Below are 25,108 nucleotides of genomic sequence, written 5' to 3'. Positions count from 1 at the left end.
CGGTGATAATTTCGAGTCTATGACGATCGCACTGCCAGAAAATGCATTTTTTTGTTGTAAAGCGACGGTTTTGTTTTGATTGTTTTTCATACAATTCCGTTATGACAAAAAAGAGCCGGTCATTATTTGTCTTTGATGAGGGGAAAGATGAATCAGCGGGGAGATGAATTTTGGGTGGAGATCCAGGACATTCGCCACTGCGTGGAGGATGAAGGCGATACGCTAACGTTGCTCTGGGTGCTGGAAGGGCGGGCTGAGCTGAATACCGATGTGGGACGTGACATCCTGGAGGCCAATACCCTTGCCATCATCAACCGTCATCGGCGCTGGCAGTTCACGAGCGAAACGGCAAATATCACCCTGCGCGTGTCCCTTTCCGGGCGCTGGGTGGTCCAGCTCTGCAATGATTTTTTTGTCCATGATTACGCTATACCGGCAGAAGCCGGAGGCGTCTGGCCCCAATGCGATGCGCTTCGCGATCTGCTGCGCCAGCTTCTTGTGGTCACCCTCATCAACGACCCACACCGCTACCGGCTGGAGGCGTACCGCTGGCTGAGCGAGATATTGCTGTTGCTGACCAGCCGCTTTCAGCAGCCCGCCCGGTTTTTGTCCCGTGAACTTTCCCCAGCGCACAGCAAACGCATTGCCCGGGTGATAGAGCGGATCAATGCCAGTTATTCTCGCCGTATTACGCTTGCGGAAATCGCCGCGAGTGAATATGTCTCTGAAGCCTGGCTCTCTCGTCTCTTTAGAAAGGAAGTGGGGATCAGTTTCATGCAGTACATCACTACCCTGCGGCTGGAAAAGGCGGCTGACGCGCTCCGTCTGACGAACCGACCGCTGCATCAGATTGCGCTTGAGCAGGGTTTCGCCAGCACGCGTATGATGACCGATCGGTTTCGGCGTGTTCACAATATGTCCCCGGGTGAGTTTCGTAAGTCCCGACGCCAGCACCCGGAGGCCACACGTGTTCGTACGGACAGGTGTGAGCAGCGCTATCCGGTGGCCATGGATAAGCTGTTTAGCCTGCTCAATGAACCGGTGGCGCGCGGCTGGGGAACCTCCCCGCTTATCGATCGACCGCAGCAGGAGCAGACACTGGATCTTGAGCAGCTTAATCCTCTCTCCACCTCGCTGCGCCGTATGCGGGTGGTCATTACCCTGCGTGAGCTCGACGATTTACTGCGTGAGGACGTTCGTCAGAATCTTGAAGCGATAAATGAGGCCATTCCCATAGAGGGAATTGATATCGCCGAACCTTTTCTCAGCAGCCGTCTGTTTGCCACCGGGTGGGATGACCCCCAGATGGCGGGCTACGCCTGCTGGTACAATCTGCATCAGCTCTTCACCTGGCTGGCAAAAAAGCAATGGACGGTGCTGCTGCACACCGGCGTAACGACCCGTCGCGATCTACTTGCCCGTTTTTTACAACGGTCGGTCAATCATTTTTCGCCCGAGATCACCGCGGGCTGGCACTTTGTCATGCACTGGTCAACACAGGCGAGTGAGGAGACCCGGGAGCAGGTCTGGCTGGCGCAACAAAACGTCATACGCAACTATCTGCCACAGGCAAAGTTTGGTTTATGGCATCGATTTTCACCCGACAGCGCGGGCGTGAGCGACAATACCCTGTTCAGCTCAGCCATCCTGATGCAGGCCGATTTTCTTGCCTGTTCAGCCGATGCCAATGAACTTCTCGATCCTGCGCAGCGGGAGCCAGCCCAACTCTCTTCTACAGAAAATTATCCGGTACAGAAGATCCGCCAGATTATCGCCGCCCTTCGTCTGCGCAAATGTTCGCTTCCCGTCTGGCTTCTCTCCTGGAATACCCTCACCGGGAACACGCGGGCGACAAACGGCTGGTTTTTTCGTGGGGCGCTGCTGATGCAGAGCCTGCTCGGGCTATCGGAACAGGTCTGGCTAGGGGGATTCTGGCTCAATTCGGGCCTTCAGGGTGAAGCTCGTGCGAACAATACCATCGATACGTCAAGCCTTGCGCTACAGTACAACCATGGTCTCCCACGGCCGGTTTATTGGGTACTCTGGCTCTGGCAACGCCTGCGGGGCGAGGTGCTGGTAAACGACGGGCGTGTTCTGCTCACGCGCCATCACAATGGTTACCAGTTGCTGCTGCGTAATGTGGTGGTTTTTAATCCGCTCCTTTCCAGTGAAGAAGCCTTCATCCAGCGTTTTCGCCAGCAGTATCATTTACACCTGAAGGGAATGCGCGGTAAATGGCGAATTAAATGCCATCTGTTTGATCAGCACAACGGCGCGCTCTATCCGTTGCTTGAAGGGGTAGGCAGCGAAAGCGGCCCTGACGAAGAGATGTGGCGCTGGATAGCGCACAAAGCGCGTCCAACGCTTTCCCTGTACGATGAACGCATTGATGACGGCTGGCAACTGACAGAATCACTGGAGAGTAATGCGCTGGTGCTCTATGAGTTTACACCGCTCGTGCCTCTTGAGGCCGAAACGGAGGAGATTCACTCCCCGCGGTAGACGCAGCCTGCCGTGCAGGTCTCTTTGATCATCACCGCGCTCAGCAGCGGCACAAGCGGTTTCATCTGATCCCAAATCCATTTCGCCAGCACTTCGCTGGTCGGGTTTTCAAGGCCCGGAATATCATTCAGATAGTAGTGATCGAGACGATCGTAGGTCGGCTTAAACGCGGCCTTCAGTTCGGCAAAGTCCATGATCCAGCCCGTATGGGGATCGACTTCACCGGTGATTTCAAGACGCACCATAAACGAGTGTCCATGCAGGCGGCCACATTTGTGCCCGGCAGGAACGTGTGGAAGGTGGTGTGCGGCTTCGAAGGTGAAATCTTTAAACAGTGTGGTGGACATCATAGCTCTCAGGAATGCGGAAAAAACCGCCGCATAGTACCGGAAAGCACAATTTTTATCATTAACTAAAACGGCTCTGAACGGTCACCGCCTCGTATTCATGGTGTTTATCGACTTTTGTTGTTTCATTTCATATAGTTATTTAATCGCTTTTATCGTTAAGAACGATAACTAAAACAGGTTAGTCCATTTGGTTATTTATTATTTCCATCCCTTCTTTAATTGTTATTATCCCCGCCGTTAACCTTATCTTCAGTTTGGATTTATTCGCTTAAAGTCCGCTTTGCTACTGGAACATAACGACGCATGACAACACAGGCCCCACCTTCAAATTTGCTTCCCCTTAACCCGGAGCAACTGGCGCGCCTCCAGGCCGCGACTTCCGATTTTTCACCCACCCAGCTTGCCTGGGTCTCCGGCTATTTCTGGGGAATGCTGAACCAGCAGCCGGGTGCTGTGGCAGGCGTCCCGCCAACGGCCGTTGAAATTCCTGCCATCACGCTTATCTCCGCTTCGCAAACGGGTAATGCCCGTCGTGTGGCCGAAGCGCTGCGTGATGACCTGCTCGCCGCGAAGCTGAACGTTAACCTGGTCAACGCCGGGGATTATAAATTCAAACAGATCGCGTCAGAAAAACTGCTGGTGGTGGTGGCGTCAACGCAGGGGGAAGGTGAGCCTGCTGAAGAAGCCGTCGCACTGCATAAGTTCCTGTTCTCGAAAAAAGCACCAAAGCTCGAGGGCACCGCCTTTGCCGTCTTCGGCCTCGGTGATACGTCCTATGAATTTTTCTGCCAGTCCGGTAAAGATTTCGACAGCAAGCTGGCGGAGCTGGGCGCAGAGCGCCTGCTGGATCGCGTAGACGCTGACGTGGAATACCAGGCTGCCGCCGCCGAATGGCGGGCGCGCATCGTTGAGGTGCTGAAGGCCCGCGTCCCGAAAGAGACGCCAGCGCAGGCCGCCGTTACCGTAGCCGGCACCGTTAACGAAATCCACACCAGCCCTTACACGAAAGAGGCGCCGCTGACGGCGAGCCTGTCGGTAAACCAGAAAATCACGGGCCGTGATTCAGAAAAAGACGTGCGCCATATCGAAATCGATCTCGGTGACTCTGGCCTGCGTTACCAGCCTGGCGATGCGCTGGGCGTCTGGTATCAGAACGATCCGGCGCTGGTGAAAGAGCTGGTCGAACTGCTGTGGTTGAAAGGCGATGAACCGGTTACCGTGGACGGCAAAACGCTCTCGATCTCCGAGGCGCTCCAGTGGCATTTCGAACTGACGGTCAACACCGCCAACATCGTTGAAAACTACGCCACCTTAACCCGCAGCGAATCGCTCCTTCCGCTGGTCGGGGACAAGGCGAAGTTACAGCAATACGCGGCGACAACGCCGATTGTCGATATGGTGCGTTTCTCTCCGGCACAGCTGGATGCTGACGCGCTGGTCGGCCTGCTGCGTCCGCTGACCCCGCGCCTGTACTCCATCGCCTCCTCGCAGGCGGAAGTGGAAAACGAAGTCCACATCACCGTTGGCGTGGTGCGTTACGACATCGAAGGCCGCGCGCGCGCGGGCGGGGCGTCAGGCTTCCTGGCAGACCGCGTGGAAGAAGAGGGTGAAGTTCGCGTCTTTATCGAGCACAACGACAACTTCCGCCTGCCGGCGAACCCCGAAACGCCGGTGATTATGATTGGCCCGGGCACCGGTATTGCGCCATTCCGCGCCTTTATGCAGCAGCGTGCAGCAGACGACGCGCCGGGTAAAAACTGGCTGTTCTTCGGCAACCCGCACTTTACTGAAGATTTCCTCTACCAGGTTGAGTGGCAGCGCTACGTCAAAGAGGGCGTGCTGACCCGCATCGATCTGGCCTGGTCCCGCGATCAGAAAGAAAAAGTATACGTACAAGACAAACTGCGCGAACAGGGCGCAGAGCTGTGGCGCTGGATCAATGACGGCGCCCACATTTATGTCTGCGGCGACGCCAATCGCATGGCGAAAGACGTTGAGCAGGCACTGCTGGAAGTGATTGCCGAATTCGGCGGTATGGATGCCGAAACGGCGGATGAATTTTTAAGTGAGCTGCGCGTAGAGCGCCGTTATCAGCGAGATGTCTACTAATGAGCGAAAAACATCCTGGCCCACTGGTGGTCGAAGGCAAACTGACTGATGCCGAGCGCATGAAGGTAGAGAGCAACTACCTGCGCGGTACCATTGCCGAAGATTTAAATGACGGCCTGACCGGCGGTTTCAAAGGCGACAACTTCCTGCTGATCCGTTTCCACGGTATGTACCAGCAGGACGACCGCGATATCCGCGCCGAGCGTGCCGAACAGAAGCTGGAGCCGCGTCACGCGATGCTGCTGCGCTGTCGTCTGCCGGGCGGGGTAATCACTACGAAACAGTGGCAGGCGATCGACAAGTTTGCCGGTGAAAACACAATCTACGGCAGCATTCGTCTGACCAACCGTCAGACCTTCCAGTTCCACGGCATTCTGAAGAAGAACGTCAAGCCGGTGCACCAGATGCTGCACTCCGTGGGTCTGGACGCGCTGGCGACTGCCAACGACATGAACCGTAACGTGCTCTGCACCTCGAACCCGTACGAATCTGAGCTGCACGCCGAAGCGTACGAGTGGGCGAAAAAAATCTCCGAACATCTGCTGCCACGTACCCGCGCCTATGCGGAGATCTGGCTCGATCAGGAGAAAGTCGCCACCACCGATGAAGAACCGATCCTTGGCCAGACCTATCTGCCGCGTAAGTTTAAAACCACGGTGGTGATCCCGCCGCAGAACGATATCGACCTGCACGCCAACGACATGAACTTCGTGGCGATTGCCGAAAACGGCAAGCTGGTCGGCTTTAACCTGCTGGTGGGCGGCGGTTTGTCCATTGAGCACGGTAACAAGAAAACTTACGCCCGCACCGCGAGCGAGTTCGGCTTCCTGCCGCTGGAGCACACGCTGGCCGTGGCAGAGGCGGTGGTTACGACCCAGCGCGACTGGGGTAACCGTACCGATCGTAAAAACGCGAAAACCAAATATACCCTTGAGCGCGTAGGCGTCGAGACGTTCAAAGAAGAAGTGGAGCGTCGCGCGGGCATCAAGTTTGAGCCGATCCGCCCTTACGAATTCACCGGTCGCGGCGATCGCATCGGCTGGGTGAAAGGCATCGACAATAACTGGCACCTGACGCTGTTTATCGAAAACGGCCGTATTCTTGATTATCCGGGCCGTCCGCTGAAAACTGGCCTGCTGGAAATCGCAAAGATCCACAAAGGCGAGTTCCGTATTACCGCCAACCAGAACCTGATCGTCGCCAGCGTGCCGGAAAGCGAAAAGGCGAGAATTGAAGAGTTGGCCCGCGAGCACGGGTTGATGAACGCGGTGAAGCCGCAGCGTGAAAACTCCATGGCCTGCGTATCGTTCCCGACCTGTCCGCTGGCGATGGCCGAAGCCGAGCGTTTCCTGCCGTCATTCACCGACAAAGTGGAAGCGATTCTGGAAAAACACGGTATTCCGGACGAGCATATTGTTATGCGCGTGACGGGCTGTCCGAACGGCTGCGGCCGCGCGATGCTGGCCGAAATCGGTCTGGTAGGGAAAGCGCCGGGTCGCTATAACCTGCACCTGGGCGGTAACCGTATCGGGACACGTATTCCGCGTATGTTCCGCGAGAACATCACCGAGCCGGAAATTCTCGATTCCCTCGACGTGCTTATCGGACGCTGGGCGAAAGAGCGCGAAGCGGGTGAAGGCTTCGGCGACTTTACGGTACGTGCGGGCATCATTCGCCCGGTGCTCGATCCCGCAAGGGATTTCTGGGAATAACCCATCCTTTGCCCGGTGGCGCTTCGCTTACCGGGCCTACGGGTTTTGTAGGCCGGGCAAACGCAGTGCCGCCCGGCGAAACAGGCAAACGAGGTTCTTATGTCCGTACTCGATCTAAACGCCCTTAATGACCTGCCAAAAGTTGAACGCATTCTGGCTCTGGCAGAAACTAACGCCCAACTGGAAAAGCTCGACGCCGAAGGGCGCGTGGCGTGGGCGCTGGAAAACCTGCCGGGAGACTATGTGCTTTCGTCGAGCTTTGGCATTCAGGCGGCGGTCAGTCTGCATCTGGTGAATCAGATCCGTCCGGACATTCCGGTGATCCTCACCGATACCGGCTATCTGTTCCCGGAGACCTATCAGTTTATCGACGAGCTGACGGACAAGCTCAAGCTGAACCTCAAAGTTTACCGCGCGACGGAAAGCGCGGCCTGGCAGGAGGCGCGCTACGGCAAGCTGTGGGAACAGGGCGTTGAGGGCATTGAGAAATACAATGAGATCAACAAGGTCGAGCCGATGAACCGGGCGCTGAAAGAGTTGAACGCTCAGACCTGGTTCGCGGGCCTGCGCCGCGAGCAGTCCGGTAGCCGGGCAACGCTGCCGGTGCTGGCGGTGCAGCGCGGCGTGTTCAAAGTGCTGCCGATCATCGACTGGGATAACCGCACGGTGTACCAGTATCTGCAAAAGCACGGGCTGAAGTACCATCCGCTGTGGGATCAAGGCTACCTGTCGGTAGGCGACACCCACACCACGCGTAAATGGGAACCGGGAATGGCGGAAGAAGAGACGCGATTCTTTGGGCTGAAGCGCGAGTGCGGGCTGCACGAAGGGTAATGTTTTTTCGCCCGGTGGCGGCTACGCCTTACCGGGCCTACGTTTCGTGCCGTTGTAGGCCCGGTAAGCGCAGCGCCACCGGGCTTAATTGCATCAGGCTTTCCCCGCTTTCGCCAGCTCCTTCACCAGCGGCAGCATCACTTTCACGACATCCCGGCTGCGGTGCTCAATCCGCTGCGGCAGCGTTTTATCAATGTGCTGCTGATTATCCAGCCGCACGTCATGCCAGCTGGTCCCGTTTGGGAACGCCTTCGATTTAGCGCGCTGCTGATAGCCATCTTTTTTGCCCAGCGCCCAGTTAGTTGCCTCGACGTACAGCACCGGAATGCCCGCCTTATCAAACACTTCACCGTCATTACAGCAGCCCGTGCCTTTGGGATAATCGGGGTTACCGCCCGGATTTGTCGCGGCATAGACGCCATGCGTGCGGGCAAGCGCCAGCGCGCGGTCGCGGGTGAGTTTACGTACGCTGCTCGGCGTGCTCTGTCCGCTATTAAAATAGAGCTTATCTCCCACGATCAGATTATCGAGGTTAATCACCAGCAATGTATTTTTCTTCTCCTCAGCGGTCATGCGCTTAAGGAGATTCTCAGCGCCGAGTTTTCCTTCTTCTTCACCGCTGGTCGCAACAAAGCGAATGCTGTATTTCGTCGGAATATTCTTCAGGCGTTCGGCCAGCTCAAGCATGACGCCCAGCCCCGCCGCATTGTCATCCAGTCCCTGAAGCGTCAGCCCGCCGAGGTTATTATCGACATCGGCGTCGCTCATCGGCGTGTAGGTATCAAGGTGCGCCATAATAATAATCTGCTCAGCCGCCTTTCCTTCGTGCGCCGCAATGACCGTGCTGCCGGTTACGTTATGCCAGTTCTGCGTTTTATTGCGTGAGGTATAGATGTAGCGGCTGTGGAAAGCGCGAATGTCGCTCTCATAGCCCATATCCGCAAACTGCTGACGAATATAGTCTGCCGAGAGCATTTCGGCTGGGGTTCCGGTCATGCGGCCCGGAAAGACCGTCGCAATATGCCGCGCCTGCATACTGGCTATTTCACCGTAAGATTGATTTTTTGCCTGAGCCGGAAGGATAAAGCAAACGCCGAGCGCCAGGGCAACGAATCGGTGGCGCATTGCGGAAAACATAGTGAGTCCTTAAAAACAGAGCAAAATTTTAACCCGCCTAGTATGAAACTGTGATCGGGTAGACACAATTTGAATTGCGCTTAAATGCCCGAAATTTCGCATGTTAAGCACTTTTTGATATTTGCTTTTCCACGGCGTTATTCCATTGAGTAACTACTCATTCCAATTCGTAATTTCATTCGATCTAAGCCGCCCCCTATAGTCCCTTTATTCCTGGTTGTTAGTGAGTTGTTGCCTGTGGACTATCTCCCCCTTTTTGCCGCCTTGAAAGACCGACCGGTACTGGTTGTCGGGACGGGTGAAATTGCCGATCGCAAAATCGCGTTCCTGCAACGCGCCGGGGCGCAGGTGCAGGTCGTTGCAGAGGCGGATTTTGAAGAGTCTCAGATCGACAGCGTGGTGCTGGTGATTGCGGCAACCGAAGATCGGGCGCTCAACCGCCGCATCTCCGACGCAGCTCAGGACCGTCACCGTCTGGTGAACGTGGTAGACGACCAGCCGCTGTGCTCGTTTATCTTCCCGTCGATTGTTGACCGCTCGCCGCTGCTGGTGGCGATCTCCTCCGGCGGCACCGCGCCGGTGCTGGCGCGCGTGCTGCGGGAAAAAATCGAAGCGCTGCTGCCGACCAGCCTCGGGCGCATGGCGGAGAAGGCCAGCTACTGGCGCAACCACCTTAAAACGCGTCTGACCAGCGTGACGGAACGCCGTCGCTTCTGGGAGCGTGTGTTTCGCGGCCGCTTTGCCAGCCTGATGCATGCCGGTAACGAGACGGCGGCGCAACAAATACTCGAAGACGAACTGGATAACCCCGGCAGTACGGGCGGGGAGATCATTCTGGTGGGCGCCGGGCCGGGCGATGCCGGGCTGCTCACGCTGCGTGGCCTCCAGGTTCTTCAGGATGCGGATGTCGTGTTCTACGACCATCTGGTCACCGACGGTATTCGCGAACTGATCCGCCGTGACGCGGAGCAAATTTGCGTCGGCAAACGTGCCGGCGAGCACTCCGTGCCGCAGCACGACACCAATCAAATGCTGATTGCCGCCGCGAAAGCGGGCAAGACCGTGGTGCGCCTGAAAGGGGGCGACCCGTTTATCTTCGGCCGTGGTGGCGAGGAGTTGCAGGCGGCAGCCGAAGCGGGCGTCCCGTTCCAGGTGGTCCCCGGTATTACGGCGGCGTCTGCCGTCACGGCCTACGCCGGTATTCCGCTGACCCATCGCGATTACGCCCAGAGCGTGACCTTTGTGACCGGGCATTATAAAGCCGACAGCACGCCGTTTGACTGGTCGCATCTCGCCCAGAGCCGACAAACGCTGGCGATTTATATGGGCACGATGAAAGCGGCAGACATCAGCGAACAGCTTATTCAGCACGGTCGCGATGCGACGACGCCGGTAGCAGTTATCTCCCGCGGGACACGCGTCGATCAGCATGTCGCCATCGGCACTTTACAAGACCTTGCAACCCTGGCGAAAGACGCCCCGATGCCCGCCCTGATCGTGGTGGGAGAAGTGGTGCAGTTGCACAGCTCGCTCGCCTGGTTCCAACACACAACCGACACAGAAGGCTTCGGCGCTTCTGTTGTAAATTTGGCTTAAGGAACGGTTATGGACCAAAAACGACTTACTCACCTGCGGCAGCTCGAAGCGGAAAGTATCCACATTATCCGCGAAGTGGCCGCCGAGTTCTCTAACCCGGTGATGATGTACTCCATCGGTAAAGATTCCAGCGTCATGCTGCACCTGGCGCGTAAAGCGTTTTATCCGGGGACGCTGCCGTTCCCGCTGCTGCATGTGGATACCGGCTGGAAATTCCGCGAGATGTACGAGTTTCGTGACCGTACCGCCAAAGCCTACGGCTGCGAGCTGCTGGTGCACAAAAACCCGGAAGGGGTGGCGATGGGCATCAACCCGTTCGTGCACGGCAGCGCCAAGCATACCGATATCATGAAAACCGAAGGGCTGAAGCAGGCGCTGAATAAATACGGTTTTGATGCGGCCTTCGGCGGCGCGCGCCGTGACGAAGAGAAATCCCGCGCCAAAGAGCGTATCTACTCTTTCCGCGACCGCTTCCACCGCTGGGACCCGAAAAACCAGCGTCCGGAGCTGTGGCACAACTACAACGGCCAGATCAACAAGGGCGAAAGCATTCGCGTCTTCCCGCTCTCCAACTGGACCGAGCTGGATATCTGGCAGTACATCTATCTGGAAAATATTGAGATCGTTCCGCTGTATTTGGCAGCAGAGCGCCCGGTCCTGGAGCGCGACGGCATGCTGATGATGATCGACGACGATCGCATTGATTTACAGCCGGGTGAAGTGATCAAAAAACAGATGGTCCGTTTCCGTACTCTCGGCTGCTGGCCGTTGACCGGCGCGGTGGAATCCAGTGCGCAGACGCTGCCGGAGATCATCGAGGAGATGCTGGTGTCGACCACCAGTGAGCGACAGGGCCGCGTGATTGACCGCGACCAGGCAGGCTCCATGGAGCTGAAGAAACGTCAGGGTTATTTCTAAGGAGCCGCCATGAATACGACTATTGCCCAACAAATTGCCGATGAAGGCGGCGTAGAAGCTTATCTGCACGCCCAACAGTACAAAAGTCTGTTGCGTTTCCTGACCTGCGGCAGCGTTGATGACGGGAAAAGTACCCTGATTGGTCGTCTGCTGCACGACACGCGACAAATTTACGAAGATCAGCTCTCTTCCCTGCACAATGACAGTAAACGCCACGGCACCCAGGGCGAAAAACTCGACCTGGCGCTGCTGGTGGACGGCTTGCAGGCGGAGCGCGAGCAGGGCATTACCATTGATGTCGCCTATCGCTACTTCTCTACCGAAAAGCGCAAATTTATTATCGCCGACACCCCGGGGCATGAGCAGTACACCCGTAACATGGCGACCGGCGCGTCCACCTGTGACCTGGCGATCCTGCTGATGGACGCCCGTAAAGGCGTGCTGGATCAGACGCGTCGTCACAGCTTTATCTCTACGCTGCTGGGGATCAAACACCTGGTGGTGGCGGTGAACAAAATGGATCTGGTGGACTACAGCGAAGCGCGATTCGACGAGATCCGCCAGAGCTACCTGACCTTTGCTGAACAGCTGCCGGGCAACCTCGATATTCGCTTTGTGCCGCTGTCGGCGCTGGAAGGGGATAACGTCGCCTCTCAGAGCGCGAACATGCCGTGGTACAGCGGCCCGACGCTGCTGGAGGTGCTGGAAACCGTTGAAATTCAGCGCGTGGTTGAGACCCAGCCGATGCGCTTCCCGGTGCAGTACGTAAACCGTCCGAACCTCGATTTCCGCGGCTTCTCCGGCACCCTTGCGTCCGGCTCGGTCAACGTGGGCCAGCGCGTGAAGGTGCTGCCGTCCGGCGTGGAATCGACCATTGCCCGTATCGTCACCTTTGATGGCGATCTGGACGAAGCAGGGGCAGGTGAAGCGGTAACCCTGGTGCTAAAAGACGAGATTGACATCAGCCGCGGCGATCTGCTGGTCGACGCGCAGGAAACGCTGGCGGCGGTGCAGGGCGCATCCGTGGACGTGGTGTGGATGGCGGAACAGCCCCTGACCGCAGGCCAGAGCTATGACATTAAAATTGCCGGCAAGAAAACCCGCGCCCGCGTGGACGGCATTCAGTTCCAGGTGGACATCAACAACCTGACCCACCGTGACGTGAGCGAGCTGCCGCTGAATGGCATCGGTCTGGTGGATCTGACCTTCGACGAGCCGCTGGTGCTGGATCCGTATCAGCAGAATCCGGTGACGGGCGGGCTGATCTTTATCGACCGCCTGACCAACGTCACCGTCGGCGCCGGGATGGTCCGTGAGCCAAACGCGCAGGCTACCGTGGCCTCTGAGTTCAGCGCGTTTGAACTTGAGCTGAATGCGCTGGTGCGTAAACACTTCCCGCACTGGGGCGCACGCGATTTGCTGGGAGGCAAGTAATGGCTGCCCATGATGAGAACGTCGTCTGGCATCCTCATCCGGTCACCGTCGCCCAGCGCGAACAGCTCCACGGTCACCGTGGGGTTGTGCTGTGGTTTACCGGGCTGTCTGGCTCCGGTAAATCCACGGTGGCAGGCGCGCTGGAAGAGGCGCTGCATCAGCAGGGAGTGAGCACCTACCTGCTGGACGGCGACAACGTGCGTCACGGCCTGTGTAGCGATTTAGGGTTCAGCGATGAAGACCGTAAAGAGAACATTCGCCGGGTGGGAGAAGTCGCCAGCCTGATGGCGGATGCCGGGCTGGTGGTGCTGACGGCGTTTATCTCACCGCACCGCGCCGAACGTCAGATGGTGCGTGAGCGCGTGGGCCGGAATCGCTTCATTGAAGTGTTTGTGGATACGCCGCTGGCAATCTGCGAAGCGCGCGATCCGAAAGGGCTGTATAAAAAAGCCCGCGCGGGAGAGCTGCGAAACTTCACCGGTATTGACTCGGTTTACGAAGCGCCTGAATCCCCTGAGATTCATCTGGAAGGTCAACAATTGGTAACAAATTTAGTAAGCCAATTATTAGACCTGCTCAGACGGGACGATATTATCAGATCCTGAGACGGTATCGTTCGGGAGCTGTCTTCCCGAGCGATGAGTCACGGTCACAGGATTAGCTATGCGCAACAGTGAAAACTACATGATTACCACCGGGTCGGAACCGTTAACGACCGACGACGAGACGACCTGGTCCTTCCCTGGGGCGATTGTCGGCTTTGTGTCGTGGCTACTGGCGCTGGGTATCCCGTTCTTGATCTACGGTGGAAACACCCTCTTTTTCTTCCTCTATACCTGGCCTTTCTTCCTCGCGCTGATGCCCGTTGCGGTTGTGGTGGGCGTGGCGCTGCACTCCCTTTTCAACGGCAAGCTCCTGTATAGTACGCTCATCACTATCGCCACCGTTGTGGTCATCTTTGGCCTGCTGTTTTTATGGCTGATGGGCTAACTTACGGCATAATTAAAACCCCGCAGTAGAGTCCAGCGGAAAGTTATGGGATGATGATGCCGTTTTTTCAGGGGGCAGGATGGGTAAACTAACGCTGCTGTTGCTGGCTTTGCTGGTCTGGCTGCAATATTCGCTGTGGTTCGGCAAAAACGGACTGCACGACTACAGCCGGGTGAGCGATGACGTCGCGGCACAGCAGGCGACAAACGCCAAACTTAAAGCGCGTAACGATCAACTTTTTGCTGAAATTGATGACCTCAATGGCGGCCAGGAGGCGATTGAGGAGCGCGCACGCAATGAACTTAGTATGACTAAGCCGGGCGAAACGTTTTATCGCCTGGTTCCGGATGCGTCTAAACGCAATCAGGGCTCCGCACAAAACAATCGATAATCAGGCCCAGGATTACGACATGGCAGCAACTTTTTCGGACGTCTGTGCCGTGGTGCCGGCCGCAGGTTTTGGCCGGCGTATGCAGACAGAATGTCCTAAGCAGTATCTCTCAATTGGCGATAAAACGATCCTCGAGCACGCCGTGGCGGCGCTGCTGGCGCATGCCCGGGTGAAACGCGTTGTTATTGCCATCAGCCCCGGCGATGCACGTTTTGCGCAGCTCCCGCTGGCGAATCATCCTCAGATTACCGTCGTTGACGGCGGCGCAGAGCGGGCTGACTCCGTTCTGGCGGGCATTCAGGCTGCCGGGAACGCGCAGTGGGTGCTGGTGCACGATGCCGCGCGTCCCTGTCTGCATCACGACGATCTGTCGCGTCTGCTGGCCCTGAGTGAAACCAGTAAAGTGGGCGGCATTCTGGCCGCCCCGGTGCGTGACACCATGAAGCGTGCCGAACCGGGTAAACCGGCGATTGCCCACACCGTCGAGCGCGTCGATCTATGGCACGCGCTGACGCCACAATTTTTTCCCCGCGAATTACTCCACGACTGCTTAACGCGAGCGCTTAAAGAAGGTGCGACCATTACGGACGAAGCCTCGGCGCTGGAGTATTGCGGTTTCCACCCCACGCTTGTTGAAGGACGCGCTGATAATATAAAAGTGACGCGCCCGGAAGACTTACAGCTCGCGGAATTTTATCTTACCCGTACGACCCCTCAGGAGAAGGCATAATGCGTATTGGACACGGTTTTGATGTACACGCCTTTGGCGGCGTTGGCCCAATTATCATTGGCGGCGTGCGCATTCCTTACGAAAAAGGTCTGCTGGCGCATTCTGATGGAGACGTGGCGCTGCATGCGCTGACCGACGCGCTGCTGGGTGCCGCTGCGCTGGGCGACATTGGCAAACTGTTCCCGGACACCGATCCTGCTTTTAAAGGCGCAGACAGCCGCGAACTGCTGCGCGAAGCCTGGCGTCGTATTCAGGCCAAAGGCTACACCCTCGGCAACGTTGATGTGACGATCATTGCCCAGGCACCGAAGATGCTGCCGCATATCCCTCAGATGCGCGTGTTTATCGCTGAAGATCTGGGTTGCCATATGGACGACGTCAACGTCAAAGCGACCACCACGGAGAAGCTGGGCTTTACCGGTCGTGGCGAAGGCATTGCCTGTGAAGCCGTGGCGCTGCTGGTGAAGGCGGCCAAATGACGGATTTCGACAATCTGACGTATCTGCACGGTAAACCGCAGGGCAAGGGTCTGCTGAAAGCCAACCCTGAAGATTTCGTGGTAGTGGAAGATCTGGGTTTTGAGCCGGACGGCGAAGGCGAGCACATCCTGGTGCGCATTCTGAAAAACGGCTGCAACACCCGCTTCGTGGCGGACGCGCTGGCAAAATTCCTCAATATTCACGCCCGCGAAGTGAGCTTTGCCGGTCAAAAAGATAAACATGCCGTGACCGAACAGTGGCTTTGCGCCCGCGTGCCCGGCAATGCCATGCCCGATTTAAGCAAATTTGAGCTTGAGGGCTGTAAGGTACTGGAGTACGCCCGCCATAAACGCAAATTGCGTCTGGGCGCACTGAAAGGCAATGCCTTTACCCTGGTGTTGCGCGAAGTGACCGAACGCGAGGACGTTGAAAAACGCCTGAAGGCCATTAACGAACGCGGCGTACCAAACTATTTCGGCGCTCAGCGCTTTGGTATCGGTGGTAGCAACCTGCTGGGCGCGCTGCGCTGGGCGCAAAGCGGTGCACCGGTGCGCGATCGTAATAAACGCAGTTTTTGGTTGTCGGCGGCCCGCAGTGCGTTGTTTAATCAGATTGTGAGCGAACGGCTGAAAAAACCGGACGCGAATCAAGTTGTTGTCGGCGATGCGCTACAATTAGCGGGACGCGGAAGCTGGTTTGTGGCAACGGCCGAAGAGATGGCCGATGTCCAGTCGCGCGTGGACGCTAAAACGCTGATGATTACCGCCGCCTTGCCGGGTTCAGGCGACTGGGGAACCCAGGGCGAGGCGCTGGCCGCTGAGCAGTCAGCGGTGGCGGATGCGCCAGAATTACAATCGTTGCTGGTGCGGGAAAAGGTCGAGGCGGCACGTCGTGCGATGCTCCTCTACCCGCAACAGCTGAGCTGGAACTGGTGGGATGACGTAACCGTCGAGTTACGCTTCTGGCTGCCGGCAGGTAGCTTTGCCACCAGTGTTGTCAGGGAACTTATCAACACGTCGGGTGATTATGCGAATATTGCTGAGTAACGATGACGGGATCCATGCGCCAGGTATTCAGACGCTGGCGAAACACCTCCGCGAATTTGCGGATGTGCAGGTCGTGGCTCCCGATCGTAACCGCAGTGGCGCGTCTAACTCATTGACGCTGGAGTCTTCACTTCGCACCTTTACCTTTGAGAATGGCGATATTGCCGTCCAGATGGGGACGCCGACCGACTGCGTGTTTCTGGGCGTGAACGCGCTGATGCGCCCGCGGCCGGATGTTGTGGTCTCCGGCATCAATGCCGGGCCAAATCTTGGCGATGATGTGATTTACTCCGGCACCGTGGCCGCGGCGATGGAAGGGCGTCACCTGGGGTTTCCGGCGCTGGCGGTCTCGTTAAACGGTCACACCCACTATGACACAGCCGCTGCGGTGACCTGCTCCATTCTCCGTGCGCTTGGCCGCGAGCCGCTGCGTACCGGACGTATCCTCAATATTAACGTGCCGGACCTCCCGCTGGACGAGATCAAAGGGATCCGCGTGACGCGCTGTGGCAGTCGCCATCCTGCCGATCAGGTTATTCCCCAGCAGGATCCGCGCGGCAATACCCTGTACTGGATCGGCCCGCCGGGAGATAAATGCGATGCCGGGCCAGACACCGACTTCGCTGCGGTGGATGAGGGTTACGTTTCCGTTACGCCGTTGCACGTAGATTTAACCGCTTATAGCGCGCATGATGTGGTGTCGGACTGGTTAGATCGGGTCGGAGTGAACGCGCAATGGTAAGTAAACGTGTACAAACTCTTCTGGAACAATTACGCGCACAGGGGATCGCCAACGAGCAGGTGCTGAACGCGCTTGCCCAGGTTCCCCGTGAGAAGTTTGTAGATGAGGCGTTTGAACACAAAGCGTGGGAAAACGTGGCGTTGCCCATTGGGCAAGGCCAGACGATTTCGCAGCCCTACATGGTGGCGCGTATGACGGAGCTTCTGGAGTTAACGCCAGAGTCCCGGGTGCTGGAAATTGGTACCGGTTCAGGGTATCAAACCGCGATCCTGGCTCACCTTGTGCACCATGTCTGTTCGGTGGAACGGATTAAAGGGTTGCAGTGGCAGGCGCGCCGTCGCCTGAAACAGCTTGATTTACATAATGTATCGACACGCCACGGCGATGGATGGCAGGGTTGGCAGGCTCGCGCCCCGTTTGACGCCATCATTGTCACGGCAGCGCCACCTGAAATCCCCACTGCGCTTCTTTCGCAGCTGGACGAGGGTGGCATTCTTGTATTGCCCGTCGGCGATGAGCAGCAGCTTTTGAAGCGCGTTCGTCGACGCGGCGGCGAGTTTATTATCGATACCGTGGAAGCCGTGCGCTTTGTGCCCCTGGTTAAGGGCGAATTGGCCTGAGACTCGGATTTTTCCAGGGTTATTAAGGCAAATTCAGCGTATGGTGTGGCGCGATAGATTCGTGCCATCACGGTTATTTTTAAGTCACTGGTAGTTAACACATTCCTGGGGGATAAATGAGCGCGGGAAGCCCAAAAATCACCATCAGCCGTGTTGCGGCATTATCACTGGTTTCGCTCTGGCTGGCAGGCTGTACAAGTTCAAATAACGCGCCTGCGCCCGTCAGTTCCGTTAATGGAACCAGCGGCTCGGGTAACACGTCCAGCGGAATGTTGATCACCCCTCCGCCTAAAATGGGCACCTCAACGGCGCAGCAAACTCCGCAGATCCAGCCGGTTCAGCGTCCAGTTACGCAGCCTACGCAGATTCAGGCAGTGGAACAGCCTGTTCAGACTGAAAATGGCCGTATAGTGTATAACCGTAAGTATGGGAACATTCCGAAAGGTAGCTATACCGGCGGCAGCACCTATACCGTGAAGCGCGGCGATACGCTGTTCTATATTGCCTGGATCACCGGGAACGATTTCCGCGATCTGGCACAGCGAAACAACGTCCAGGCCCCGTATGCTCTGGAAGTCGGGCAAACGCTTCAGGTTGGCAACGCGACGGGGACACCGCTTACGCCAGGCAACACCGTTTCAGCGGCCGACGTAACTGCGCAAAATAACAGCGTTACTCCTGCACAAAAAACCACCACGGTGGTTGCTTCACAACCTGTAATTACGTATTCTGAGGATTCAGGTGATCAGAGTGCTAACAAAATGTTGCCGAATAATAAAGGTACTGCGACTGTTGTCACAGCACCGACTACGGCACCTGTGGTTAGCTCTACTGTACCGACTGCAAGCAGTCAGAATGCCAGCTCGTCAATCACCACCTGGCGCTGGCCAACTGACGGCAAGATTATCGAGAACTTCGCTACCTCTGAGGGGGGCAACAAAGGGATCGATATCGCAGGCAGTAAAGGACAGGCAATCATCGCGACCGCAGACGGACGCGTTGTCTATGCCGGTAACGCACTGCGCGGTTACGGTAATCTTATTATCATCAAACATAACGATGATTACCTGAGTGCCTACGCCCATAACGACACTATGCTGGTCCGGGAACAACAAGAAGTTAAGGCGGGGCAAAAAATCGCTACCATGGGTAGCACCGGAACCAGTTCTACACGCTTGCATTTTGAAATTCGTTACAAGGGGAAATCCGTAAACCCGCTGCAATATTTACCGCAGCGATAAATTGACGGGGCATGCCAGCCAGGGTGTCTCGTCCAGGGATCACGGGTAGGAGCCACCTTTATGAGTCAGAATACGCTGAAAGTTCATGATTTAAATGAAGACGCGGAATTTGATGAGAACGGATCAGAGGCTTTTGACGAAAAAGCCTTAGTAGAAGAGGAACCCAGTGATAACGATTTGGCTGAAGAAGAGCTGTTATCGCAGGGTGCCACACAGCGTGTGCTGGACGCGACTCAGCTTTACCTTGGGGAGATTGGTTACTCCCCACTGCTAACGGCCGAAGAAGAAGTCTATTTCGCACGTCGTGCTTTGCGTGGTGATGTTGCCTCGCGTCGTCGCATGATCGAAAGTAACCTGCGACTGGTCGTGAAAATTGCTCGCCGTTACGGCAATCGTGGTCTGGCTCTGCTGGATCTGATTGAAGAGGGCAACTTAGGTCTCATCCGCGCAGTTGAGAAGTTTGACCCGGAACGCGGGTTCCGTTTCTCAACCTACGCGACCTGGTGGATTCGTCAGACCATCGAACGGGCTATTATGAACCAGACCCGTACGATTCGACTGCCGATCCACATCGTCAAAGAGTTGAATGTTTATCTGCGTACCGCGCGCGAGTTGTCCCATAAACTGGACCACGAGCCAAGTGCGGAAGAGATCGCAGAGCAACTCGACAAACCGGTTGATGACGTAAGCCGTATGCTGCGTCTCAACGAGCGCATTACCTCGGTTGACACCCCGCTGGGTGGTGACTCCGAAAAAGCGCTGCTGGACATCCTGGCCGATGAAAAAGACAACGGCCCGGAAGACACCACGCAGGACGATGACATGAAACAGAGCATCGTCAAATGGCTGTTCGAACTGAACGCCAAACAGCGTGAAGTGCTGGCACGTCGTTTCGGTTTACTGGGGTATGAAGCTGCGACACTGGAAGATGTCGGCCGTGAGATTGGCCTGACCCGTGAACGTGTTCGTCAGATTCAGGTTGAAGGGCTACGCCGCCTGCGTGAAATCCTGCAAGGGCAAGGTCTGAATATCGAAGCGCTGTTCCGCGAGTAAGCAACCATTCGTCAGAAAAGGCCCGTCGTGAGACGGGCCTTTTTTATGCCTTACGATTGCGCCGTTTCGTGCAGCAAACGCCAGGTGATGTTATCCCCTTCCTGAATAAGCACCGCGGTTGACCAGCGCACGTTGACGGGCTGGCCTGGCCGGGTTTGCGTCTCCCGGTAATGGAGCACCGCGCCGTTGTCCCATGTCTGAAGCGTTGTTAACGCATCAATACCGATCCTGAGCCCGGGTCGGGTTCCCCGCTGCGCATATAAAAATTTGGCCAGAGCGTGATGATCTAAATGGGCGCCACTCGGTGGAACCATCAGAAAATCCGGACGGAAACGGGCGAGCAGGGCGTCCTGTTCGCCTTCGCCTGCACCTAACCAGTTTTCAAGGGCGACGTGGATGTCGAGGATCTCTTGTTCGAAATGGGTCATGGTTGCTCCTGTTGCAGTTGCGCAAGTAACTGCGTGTTATTAAGACGGTAGACGTACAGTACGGGCAGTAGAGTGATAACTGCGGCAAAAATAAACATCCCGTGCCAGGCGACCAGCGGCGTAAAATAAGCTTGCATGAAGCTCAGCGCCTGCGCCAGCAGCAGGGTACCCGCAAAAAAGCTCAACTGACGATTCAGATTCCATAGCGCACTGGCATCAGGCATATCTTCCCGCCGCGTTGTCAAAAACGCGCTGCTCTGAGCCGTACTGCTGCAAAGGCTTCCCCCCGCACCCATTAACGCAAACGCAACGGCAGGTAACAGCATAGCCGGGCCGACGTTAATTAAAAGCAGAATGCCCGTCGCCTGCAAAAGGCAACCGATGACCACCAGCGGCCGCGGGCCGATACGGTTGAAATAGCGTCCTGTCGCGGTGATAGCCAAAAACGATGCCACAGACCACGGCAGCATAAGCATGCCCGTTGCGGTGGGCGTCATATTGGCCTCGCTCTGAAGGTAATACATGCCCGTTACGTTCACGCCAATAAAGATGCCGGGTACGCATACATAGATAAGCATGGATAAGCGCAACAGCGGATCCGTCAGCAAAGACAGGTTTACTATTCTGGTGGTGTTTATCGGTGACGGTTCTGTTTTAAGCCACGCGCAGGCCAAAACAAAGGTGACAATGGCGACGGGCAGGGTGGCAAAAAATATCCAGCGCCAGGTGAATGTCTGAACCAGCATGCCGCCCACAGCCGGTGAGCAGGCGGGGGCAAGCAGCGCGACCAGCATCACCGCCGAGGTGAGTCTGGCCCGCTCATGAGGCTTAAACTGTTGCCAGGTCAGCGCCTGACCAACCGGGATCAGTAAACCCCCTCCGGCGCCCTGCACGACGCGCCAGGCAATCAAACTTTCCAGCGAAGATGAGAAACCCGCCGCAACGGAGGCCGCGCTAAAGAGAAGCAGTGAGAGCAGAATAACGCGCTTCGGCCCGACGCGGCGCGTCAGAATACTGCTGAATGGGATGACTAACGTCAGCCCGGCAATGTATCCGTTACTTACCCAGGCAAGCGCGGAAGGTGTGGTATTGAATGCGTGAGCCATCGCCGGAAAGGCGACGCTGGCAATAAACATGTTTATCAAATCAAGGAAAAAGCCGAGCAGAAAGACGACGGCGATTTTGCTGCGATACGTCATGGAAGTTCCTCCGGTGAGGTGGCGTATCGTATCGGCCCGCGCGTTACGGATAAACGCGACAAAGGACGATATACTGTCAACATTATTTTGACAGTTAACCAGGCAAGCGATGCTTAATTTACAGCGTACGGCGATGTTTATCGCCGTAGCGGACACCGGCAGTTTCACCGCCGCGGCGGAGGCGATGGGGCTGACAAAAGCGGTGGTCAGCTTTCATATTCGTCAGCTTGAAGAGGAGCTGGGCGTCACCCTGTTGCTGCGAACCACCCGACGCCTGACGCTGACCGAAGCGGGGAAGCTCTTTCATCAACGAAGCGTGATGCTGTTACGGGATGCAGAGCGATTGCAGGATGATGTTCGCGCCAACCACGCCGGGCTGACGGGAGAACTGCGGATCACCACCACGCCCGAGTATGGCTCGCAGGTGGTGGTGCCTTTGCTGGCTGAGTTTAGCCAGCTGCACCCTGATCTCCGCGTGCGGCATGTCTCGTCCTCTTTGCATGCCGATCTTATCGCCGAGCGCTTCGATGTCGCTATCCGGCTCGGCACGCTTGCAGATTCGCGCTACCACGCCGCGTTGATGACCTCCTTCACCATCCTGCCCGTGGCGACGCCATGCTGGCTGGCAAACCATCCGGTTGACTCGCTGGAGCAGCTGGCGGAAGCGGACTGGATCATTCACGAGCGTTTAACGTCGCCGCTGCGCTGGCAGGTGAGAGGCGTTGATCGGCATCCTGTTTCCTTTGAGATCAGAAAAGCGCCGCGCCTGTATGCAGACAGTGCCCAGGCGTTGATGGCTTTTGCCCTCGCGGGATGTGGCGTGGCGCTGCTGCCGGAGTGGCTAGTGCGTAACGCACTGGATACAGGGACGCTGGTCTCGCTGTTACCGGAGTACACGTTTGCTCAGCAGGGCATCTATGCTGTTTATCCCGATGCCCGGCATGTGCCCGCGAAAGTGCGAACATTTATTGATTTTATGCGCGTCAGGGTTACTTAACCCTGCATCATCTTTTTAATGAGCGCTGAAAATTGCTCTCGTTCCGCGCCGTTAAGGCGACCTAAAAACGCCTCATCCACCTCATTTCCAATCGGTTTACTGCTCTCAAGCAGGGCCTCACCTTCGGCCGTCAGAAAGACAAACCGACGGCGTTTGTCCGCCGGATCGTGCTCGCGCCTGACCAGGCCGCGTGCTTCCATGCGGCTCAGCATTTCTGCCAGCGTCGCTTTGGTGCTCACCGCGACTTCAGTCAGGGCAACCTGCTCAATGCCAGGATTTTCAGCAATTGACCGCATCACCGCATATTGTGGTTTGGTCAGTTCGGGCAATGCGTGTTGCCACTGGGCGGTATGCTGTTGAAAAAGCTGACGTAGCAGGTGAAAAGCTTCTTGTCTTAACTCCATGGACACTCCGACGGAAAAATACTCCCTCTATGATAGCCGCTCTCGGGCTGAATTTTAACGCGAGAGTTTTTAGCGAATAGTGTGATCGTATGCGAACGATCTTGTCAGCAGCAGGATCGAGGCGTAGTTTAGTTAATATGTTCGTATACGAACAAACTAATTGAGGTGCTGAATGAGATTGATTGTGGGAATGACTGGCGCGACGGGTGCGCCATTAGGCGTGGCGTTGTTGCAGGCGCTGCGGGAAATGCCGGAGGTGGAAACGCATCTGGTGATGTCGAAGTGGGCAAAAACCACGATTGAGCTGGAAACGCCCTTCACTGCGCATGACGTTGCTGCACTGGCGGATGTCGTCCATAGCCCGGCCGATCAGGCTGCCACCATCTCCTCCGGCTCGTTTCGCACCGACGGCATGATCGTCATTCCGTGCAGCATGAAAACGCTGGCGGGTATCCGCGCGGCCTACGCCGAAGGGCTGGTAGGGCGTGCGGCAGACGTGGTGCTGAAAGAGGGACGCAAGCTGGTGCTGGTTCCGCGTGAGACGCCGCTCAGCACCATCCATCTTGAGAACATGCTTGCCCTTTCCCGCATGGGCGTGGCGATGGTGCCGCCTATGCCTGCGTACTACAACCACCCACAAACCGCCGATGACATAACCCAGCATATCGTGACCCGCGTTCTCGACCAGTTTGGTCTGGAGCATAAAAAAGCCCGACGCTGGGAAGGTTTGCAGGCAGCGAAACATTTTTCACAGGAGAATAAAGATGGCATTTGATGATTTGAGAAGCTTCTTGCAGGCGCTCGATGAGCAAGGGCAGCTGCTGAAAATTGAGGAAGAGGTAAACGCTGAGCCGGATTTAGCGGCCGCCGCCAACGCTACCGGACGCATTGGCGATGGTGCGCCTGCGCTGTGGTTCGATAATATTCGCGGCTTCACCGATGCCCGTGTGGTGATGAACACTATCGGCTCGTGGCAAAACCACGCTATTTCGATGGGGCTGCCAGCAAATACCCCGGTGAAAAAACAGATCGACGAGTTTATTCGTCGCTGGGACAAATTCCCCGTCTCGCCAGAGCGTCGTGCAAATCCGGCCTGGGCGCAGAACACGGTGGACGGGGAAGACATCAACCTGTTCGACATTCTGCCGCTGTTCCGCCTGAACGACGGTGACGGGGGCTTTTATCTCGATAAAGCGTGCGTTGTCTCCCGCGATCCGCTCGACCCCGAACACTTCGGCAAGCAGAACGTCGGGATTTACCGTATGGAAGTGAAGGGCAAGCGTAAGCTCGGCCTGCAACCGGTGCCGATGCATGATATCGCGCTGCATCTGCATAAGGCAGAAGAGCGCGGCGAAGACCTGCCTATTGCCATTACGCTGGGTAACGATCCGATCATCACCCTGATGGGCGCCACGCCGCTGAAATACGATCAATCCGAGTATGAGATGGCCGGTGCGCTACGCGAAAGTCCGTATCCGATTGCGACGGCTCCGCTGACCGGTTTCGATGTGCCGTGGGGGTCGGAAGTGATCCTGGAAGGGGTGATTGAAGGCCGAAAACGTGAAATTGAAGGGCCATTCGGTGAGTTTACCGGACACTACTCCGGCGGGCGCAACATGACGGTCGTGCGCATTGATAAAGTCTCTTACCGCACAAAACCCATTTTCGAATCTCTCTACCTGGGGATGCCGTGGACCGAGATTGATTATCTGATGGGGCCCGCTACCTGCGTGCCGCTCTATCAGCAGCTGAAGGCGGAATTCCCGGAAGTGCAGGCGGTAAACGCCATGTACACCCACGGCCTGCTGGCGATTATCTCCACCAAAAAACGATACGGCGGTTTTGCCCGTGCGGTCGGGCTCCGCGCCATGACCACGCCACACGGTCTGGGTTACGTGAAAATGGTGATTATGGTGGATGAGGACGTCGATCCGTTTAACCTGCCGCAGGTGATGTGGGCGCTGTCATCTAAGGTCAATCCGGCAGGCGATCTGGTGCAGCTACCGAATATGTCTGTGCTGGAGCTTGACCCCGGCTCCAGCCCGGCGGGGATCACTGACAAGCTGATCATTGATGCCACCACCCCTGTCGCTCCGGACAACCGTGGTCACTACAGCCAGCCGGTACAGGATCTCCCTGAAACCAAAGCCTGGGCCGAAAAACTGACCGCGATGCTGGCGGCACGTCAATAAGGAG

Annotated in this window: 25 protein-coding genes; 20 read left to right on the top strand and 5 right to left on the bottom strand. The window is 56.7% G+C overall.

Going from position 1 to position 25,108, the window contains the following annotated elements; translation table 11 throughout:
• Positions 1–147 precede the first annotated feature (147 nt).
• Entirely contained in the window at positions 148–2,502 is a 2,355-nt protein-coding gene (locus ACOTXC_RS03180; RefSeq protein WP_421767401.1) for a helix-turn-helix domain-containing protein, read from the top strand.
• Here ACOTXC_RS03180 and queD read toward each other — a convergent pair.
• The gene (gene queD, locus ACOTXC_RS03175; RefSeq protein WP_006811776.1) at positions 2,487–2,852 is read right to left on the bottom strand and encodes a 6-carboxytetrahydropterin synthase QueD; all 366 of its coding nucleotides are present in this window, start codon (positions 2,850–2,852) and stop codon (positions 2,487–2,489) included. The genes ACOTXC_RS03180 and queD overlap by 16 nt on opposite strands.
• A 303-nt stretch (positions 2,853–3,155) precedes the next feature.
• Between queD and cysJ the strand changes: the two genes are divergently transcribed.
• From cysJ to cysH, 3 genes are all read left to right on the top strand, one after another.
• Positions 3,156–4,961 carry an NADPH-dependent assimilatory sulfite reductase flavoprotein subunit gene (cysJ, locus tag ACOTXC_RS03170; protein WP_058676750.1) on the top strand — a complete coding sequence of 602 codons (1,806 nt, stop codon included), beginning with the start codon at positions 3,156–3,158 and terminating at the stop codon, positions 4,959–4,961.
• Positions 4,961–6,673, top strand: coding sequence for an assimilatory sulfite reductase (NADPH) hemoprotein subunit (gene cysI, locus ACOTXC_RS03165; protein WP_421767400.1), 1,713 nt, complete (start codon positions 4,961–4,963; stop codon positions 6,671–6,673). Before cysJ ends, cysI begins: the two co-directional genes overlap by 1 nt.
• Before the next feature lie 99 nt (positions 6,674–6,772).
• Positions 6,773–7,507 (top strand): phosphoadenosine phosphosulfate reductase, encoded by a 735-nt coding sequence (cysH, locus tag ACOTXC_RS03160; protein WP_063146470.1) that lies wholly within the window; start codon positions 6,773–6,775, stop codon positions 7,505–7,507.
• Positions 7,508–7,600: 93 nt separating this feature from the next.
• Here cysH and ACOTXC_RS03155 read toward each other — a convergent pair whose 3' ends face one another.
• The gene (locus ACOTXC_RS03155) at positions 7,601–8,644 is read right to left on the bottom strand and encodes an aminopeptidase (RefSeq protein ID WP_023298484.1); all 1,044 of its coding nucleotides are present in this window, start codon (positions 8,642–8,644) and stop codon (positions 7,601–7,603) included.
• A gap of 237 nt (positions 8,645–8,881) precedes the next feature.
• Here ACOTXC_RS03155 and cysG point away from each other — a divergent pair, with 237 nt between their 5' ends.
• From cysG to rpoS, 13 genes are all read left to right on the top strand, one after another.
• A complete protein-coding gene (cysG, locus tag ACOTXC_RS03150; RefSeq protein WP_023306832.1) occupies positions 8,882–10,240 on the top strand; it encodes a siroheme synthase CysG in 1,359 nt (452 codons plus the stop codon).
• Positions 10,241–10,249: 9 nt separating this feature from the next.
• Positions 10,250–11,158 (top strand): sulfate adenylyltransferase subunit CysD, encoded by a 909-nt coding sequence (gene cysD, locus ACOTXC_RS03145; RefSeq protein ID WP_006811770.1) that lies wholly within the window; start codon positions 10,250–10,252, stop codon positions 11,156–11,158.
• Positions 11,159–11,167: 9 nt separating this feature from the next.
• Entirely contained in the window at positions 11,168–12,592 is a 1,425-nt protein-coding gene (gene cysN, locus ACOTXC_RS03140; protein ID WP_022649189.1) for a sulfate adenylyltransferase subunit CysN, read from the top strand.
• A complete protein-coding gene (gene cysC, locus ACOTXC_RS03135; RefSeq protein ID WP_022649188.1) occupies positions 12,592–13,197 on the top strand; it encodes an adenylyl-sulfate kinase in 606 nt (201 codons plus the stop codon). The genes cysN and cysC overlap by 1 nt, the downstream gene beginning before the upstream one ends.
• A 58-nt stretch (positions 13,198–13,255) precedes the next feature.
• Positions 13,256–13,582, top strand: a complete 327-nt coding sequence (locus tag ACOTXC_RS03130) for a DUF3561 family protein (RefSeq protein WP_006811767.1) — start codon at positions 13,256–13,258, stop codon at positions 13,580–13,582.
• A 79-nt stretch (positions 13,583–13,661) separates the two neighbouring features.
• Positions 13,662–13,973, top strand: a complete 312-nt coding sequence (gene ftsB, locus ACOTXC_RS03125) for a cell division protein FtsB (protein ID WP_003862095.1) — start codon at positions 13,662–13,664, stop codon at positions 13,971–13,973.
• Between the two features lie 19 nt (positions 13,974–13,992).
• Positions 13,993–14,703: a 2-C-methyl-D-erythritol 4-phosphate cytidylyltransferase gene (ispD, locus tag ACOTXC_RS03120; RefSeq protein ID WP_000741569.1), complete on the top strand. Its 711-nt coding sequence runs from the start codon at positions 13,993–13,995 to the stop codon at positions 14,701–14,703.
• Complete coding sequence (gene ispF / locus ACOTXC_RS03115; protein WP_003862097.1) at positions 14,703–15,182, top strand: 2-C-methyl-D-erythritol 2,4-cyclodiphosphate synthase; 480 nt, start codon at positions 14,703–14,705, stop codon at positions 15,180–15,182. Before ispD ends, ispF begins: the two co-directional genes overlap by 1 nt.
• Positions 15,179–16,228, top strand: coding sequence for a tRNA pseudouridine(13) synthase TruD (truD, locus tag ACOTXC_RS03110; protein ID WP_023298481.1), 1,050 nt, complete (start codon positions 15,179–15,181; stop codon positions 16,226–16,228). Before ispF ends, truD begins: the two co-directional genes overlap by 4 nt.
• Complete coding sequence (gene surE, locus ACOTXC_RS03105) at positions 16,209–16,970, top strand: 5'/3'-nucleotidase SurE (RefSeq protein ID WP_017382816.1); 762 nt, start codon at positions 16,209–16,211, stop codon at positions 16,968–16,970. Before truD ends, surE begins: the two co-directional genes overlap by 20 nt.
• Positions 16,964–17,590: a protein-L-isoaspartate(D-aspartate) O-methyltransferase gene (locus ACOTXC_RS03100; protein ID WP_022649184.1), complete on the top strand. Its 627-nt coding sequence runs from the start codon at positions 16,964–16,966 to the stop codon at positions 17,588–17,590. Before surE ends, ACOTXC_RS03100 begins: the two co-directional genes overlap by 7 nt.
• A 116-nt stretch (positions 17,591–17,706) precedes the next feature.
• Positions 17,707–18,831, top strand: a complete 1,125-nt coding sequence (nlpD, locus tag ACOTXC_RS03095; RefSeq protein ID WP_421767399.1) for a murein hydrolase activator NlpD — start codon at positions 17,707–17,709, stop codon at positions 18,829–18,831.
• A 60-nt stretch (positions 18,832–18,891) separates the two neighbouring features.
• Positions 18,892–19,884 carry an RNA polymerase sigma factor RpoS gene (gene rpoS / locus ACOTXC_RS03090; protein WP_022649182.1) on the top strand — a complete coding sequence of 331 codons (993 nt, stop codon included), beginning with the start codon at positions 18,892–18,894 and terminating at the stop codon, positions 19,882–19,884.
• A 50-nt stretch (positions 19,885–19,934) separates the two neighbouring features.
• Here the strand turns inward: rpoS and ACOTXC_RS03085 are convergent, their stop codons facing one another.
• Positions 19,935–20,312, bottom strand: coding sequence for a DUF4440 domain-containing protein (locus tag ACOTXC_RS03085; protein ID WP_421767398.1), 378 nt, complete (start codon positions 20,310–20,312; stop codon positions 19,935–19,937).
• Positions 20,309–21,511 (bottom strand): MFS transporter, encoded by a 1,203-nt coding sequence (locus ACOTXC_RS03080; RefSeq protein WP_108367806.1) that lies wholly within the window; start codon positions 21,509–21,511, stop codon positions 20,309–20,311. The genes ACOTXC_RS03085 and ACOTXC_RS03080 overlap by 4 nt, the downstream gene beginning before the upstream one ends.
• 109 nt (positions 21,512–21,620) lie before the next feature.
• On the opposite strand from ACOTXC_RS03080, the gene ACOTXC_RS03075 reads away from it, so the two are divergent.
• The gene (locus ACOTXC_RS03075; RefSeq protein ID WP_046618652.1) at positions 21,621–22,508 is read left to right on the top strand and encodes a LysR family transcriptional regulator; all 888 of its coding nucleotides are present in this window, start codon (positions 21,621–21,623) and stop codon (positions 22,506–22,508) included.
• Here the strand turns inward: ACOTXC_RS03075 and ACOTXC_RS03070 are convergent.
• Complete coding sequence (locus tag ACOTXC_RS03070) at positions 22,505–22,912, bottom strand: MarR family winged helix-turn-helix transcriptional regulator (RefSeq protein ID WP_022651767.1); 408 nt, start codon at positions 22,910–22,912, stop codon at positions 22,505–22,507. The two genes, ACOTXC_RS03075 and ACOTXC_RS03070, sit on opposite strands and share 4 nt — an antisense overlap.
• 172 nt (positions 22,913–23,084) lie before the next feature.
• Here ACOTXC_RS03070 and ACOTXC_RS03065 point away from each other — a divergent pair, with 172 nt between their 5' ends.
• Positions 23,085–23,687 (top strand): non-oxidative hydroxyarylic acid decarboxylases subunit B, encoded by a 603-nt coding sequence (locus ACOTXC_RS03065; protein ID WP_421767397.1) that lies wholly within the window; start codon positions 23,085–23,087, stop codon positions 23,685–23,687.
• Positions 23,677–25,104 carry a non-oxidative hydroxyarylic acid decarboxylases subunit C gene (locus ACOTXC_RS03060; RefSeq protein WP_022649178.1) on the top strand — a complete coding sequence of 476 codons (1,428 nt, stop codon included), beginning with the start codon at positions 23,677–23,679 and terminating at the stop codon, positions 25,102–25,104. Before ACOTXC_RS03065 ends, ACOTXC_RS03060 begins: the two co-directional genes overlap by 11 nt.
• Positions 25,105–25,108: the final 4 nt, after the last annotated feature.

This window comes from Enterobacter cloacae complex sp. IR5428 (assembly GCF_049238585.1).
Taxonomy (GTDB): Bacteria; Pseudomonadota; Gammaproteobacteria; order Enterobacterales; family Enterobacteriaceae; genus Enterobacter; species Enterobacter intestinihominis.
This window is presented reverse-complemented; position numbering and strand designations above follow the sequence as displayed.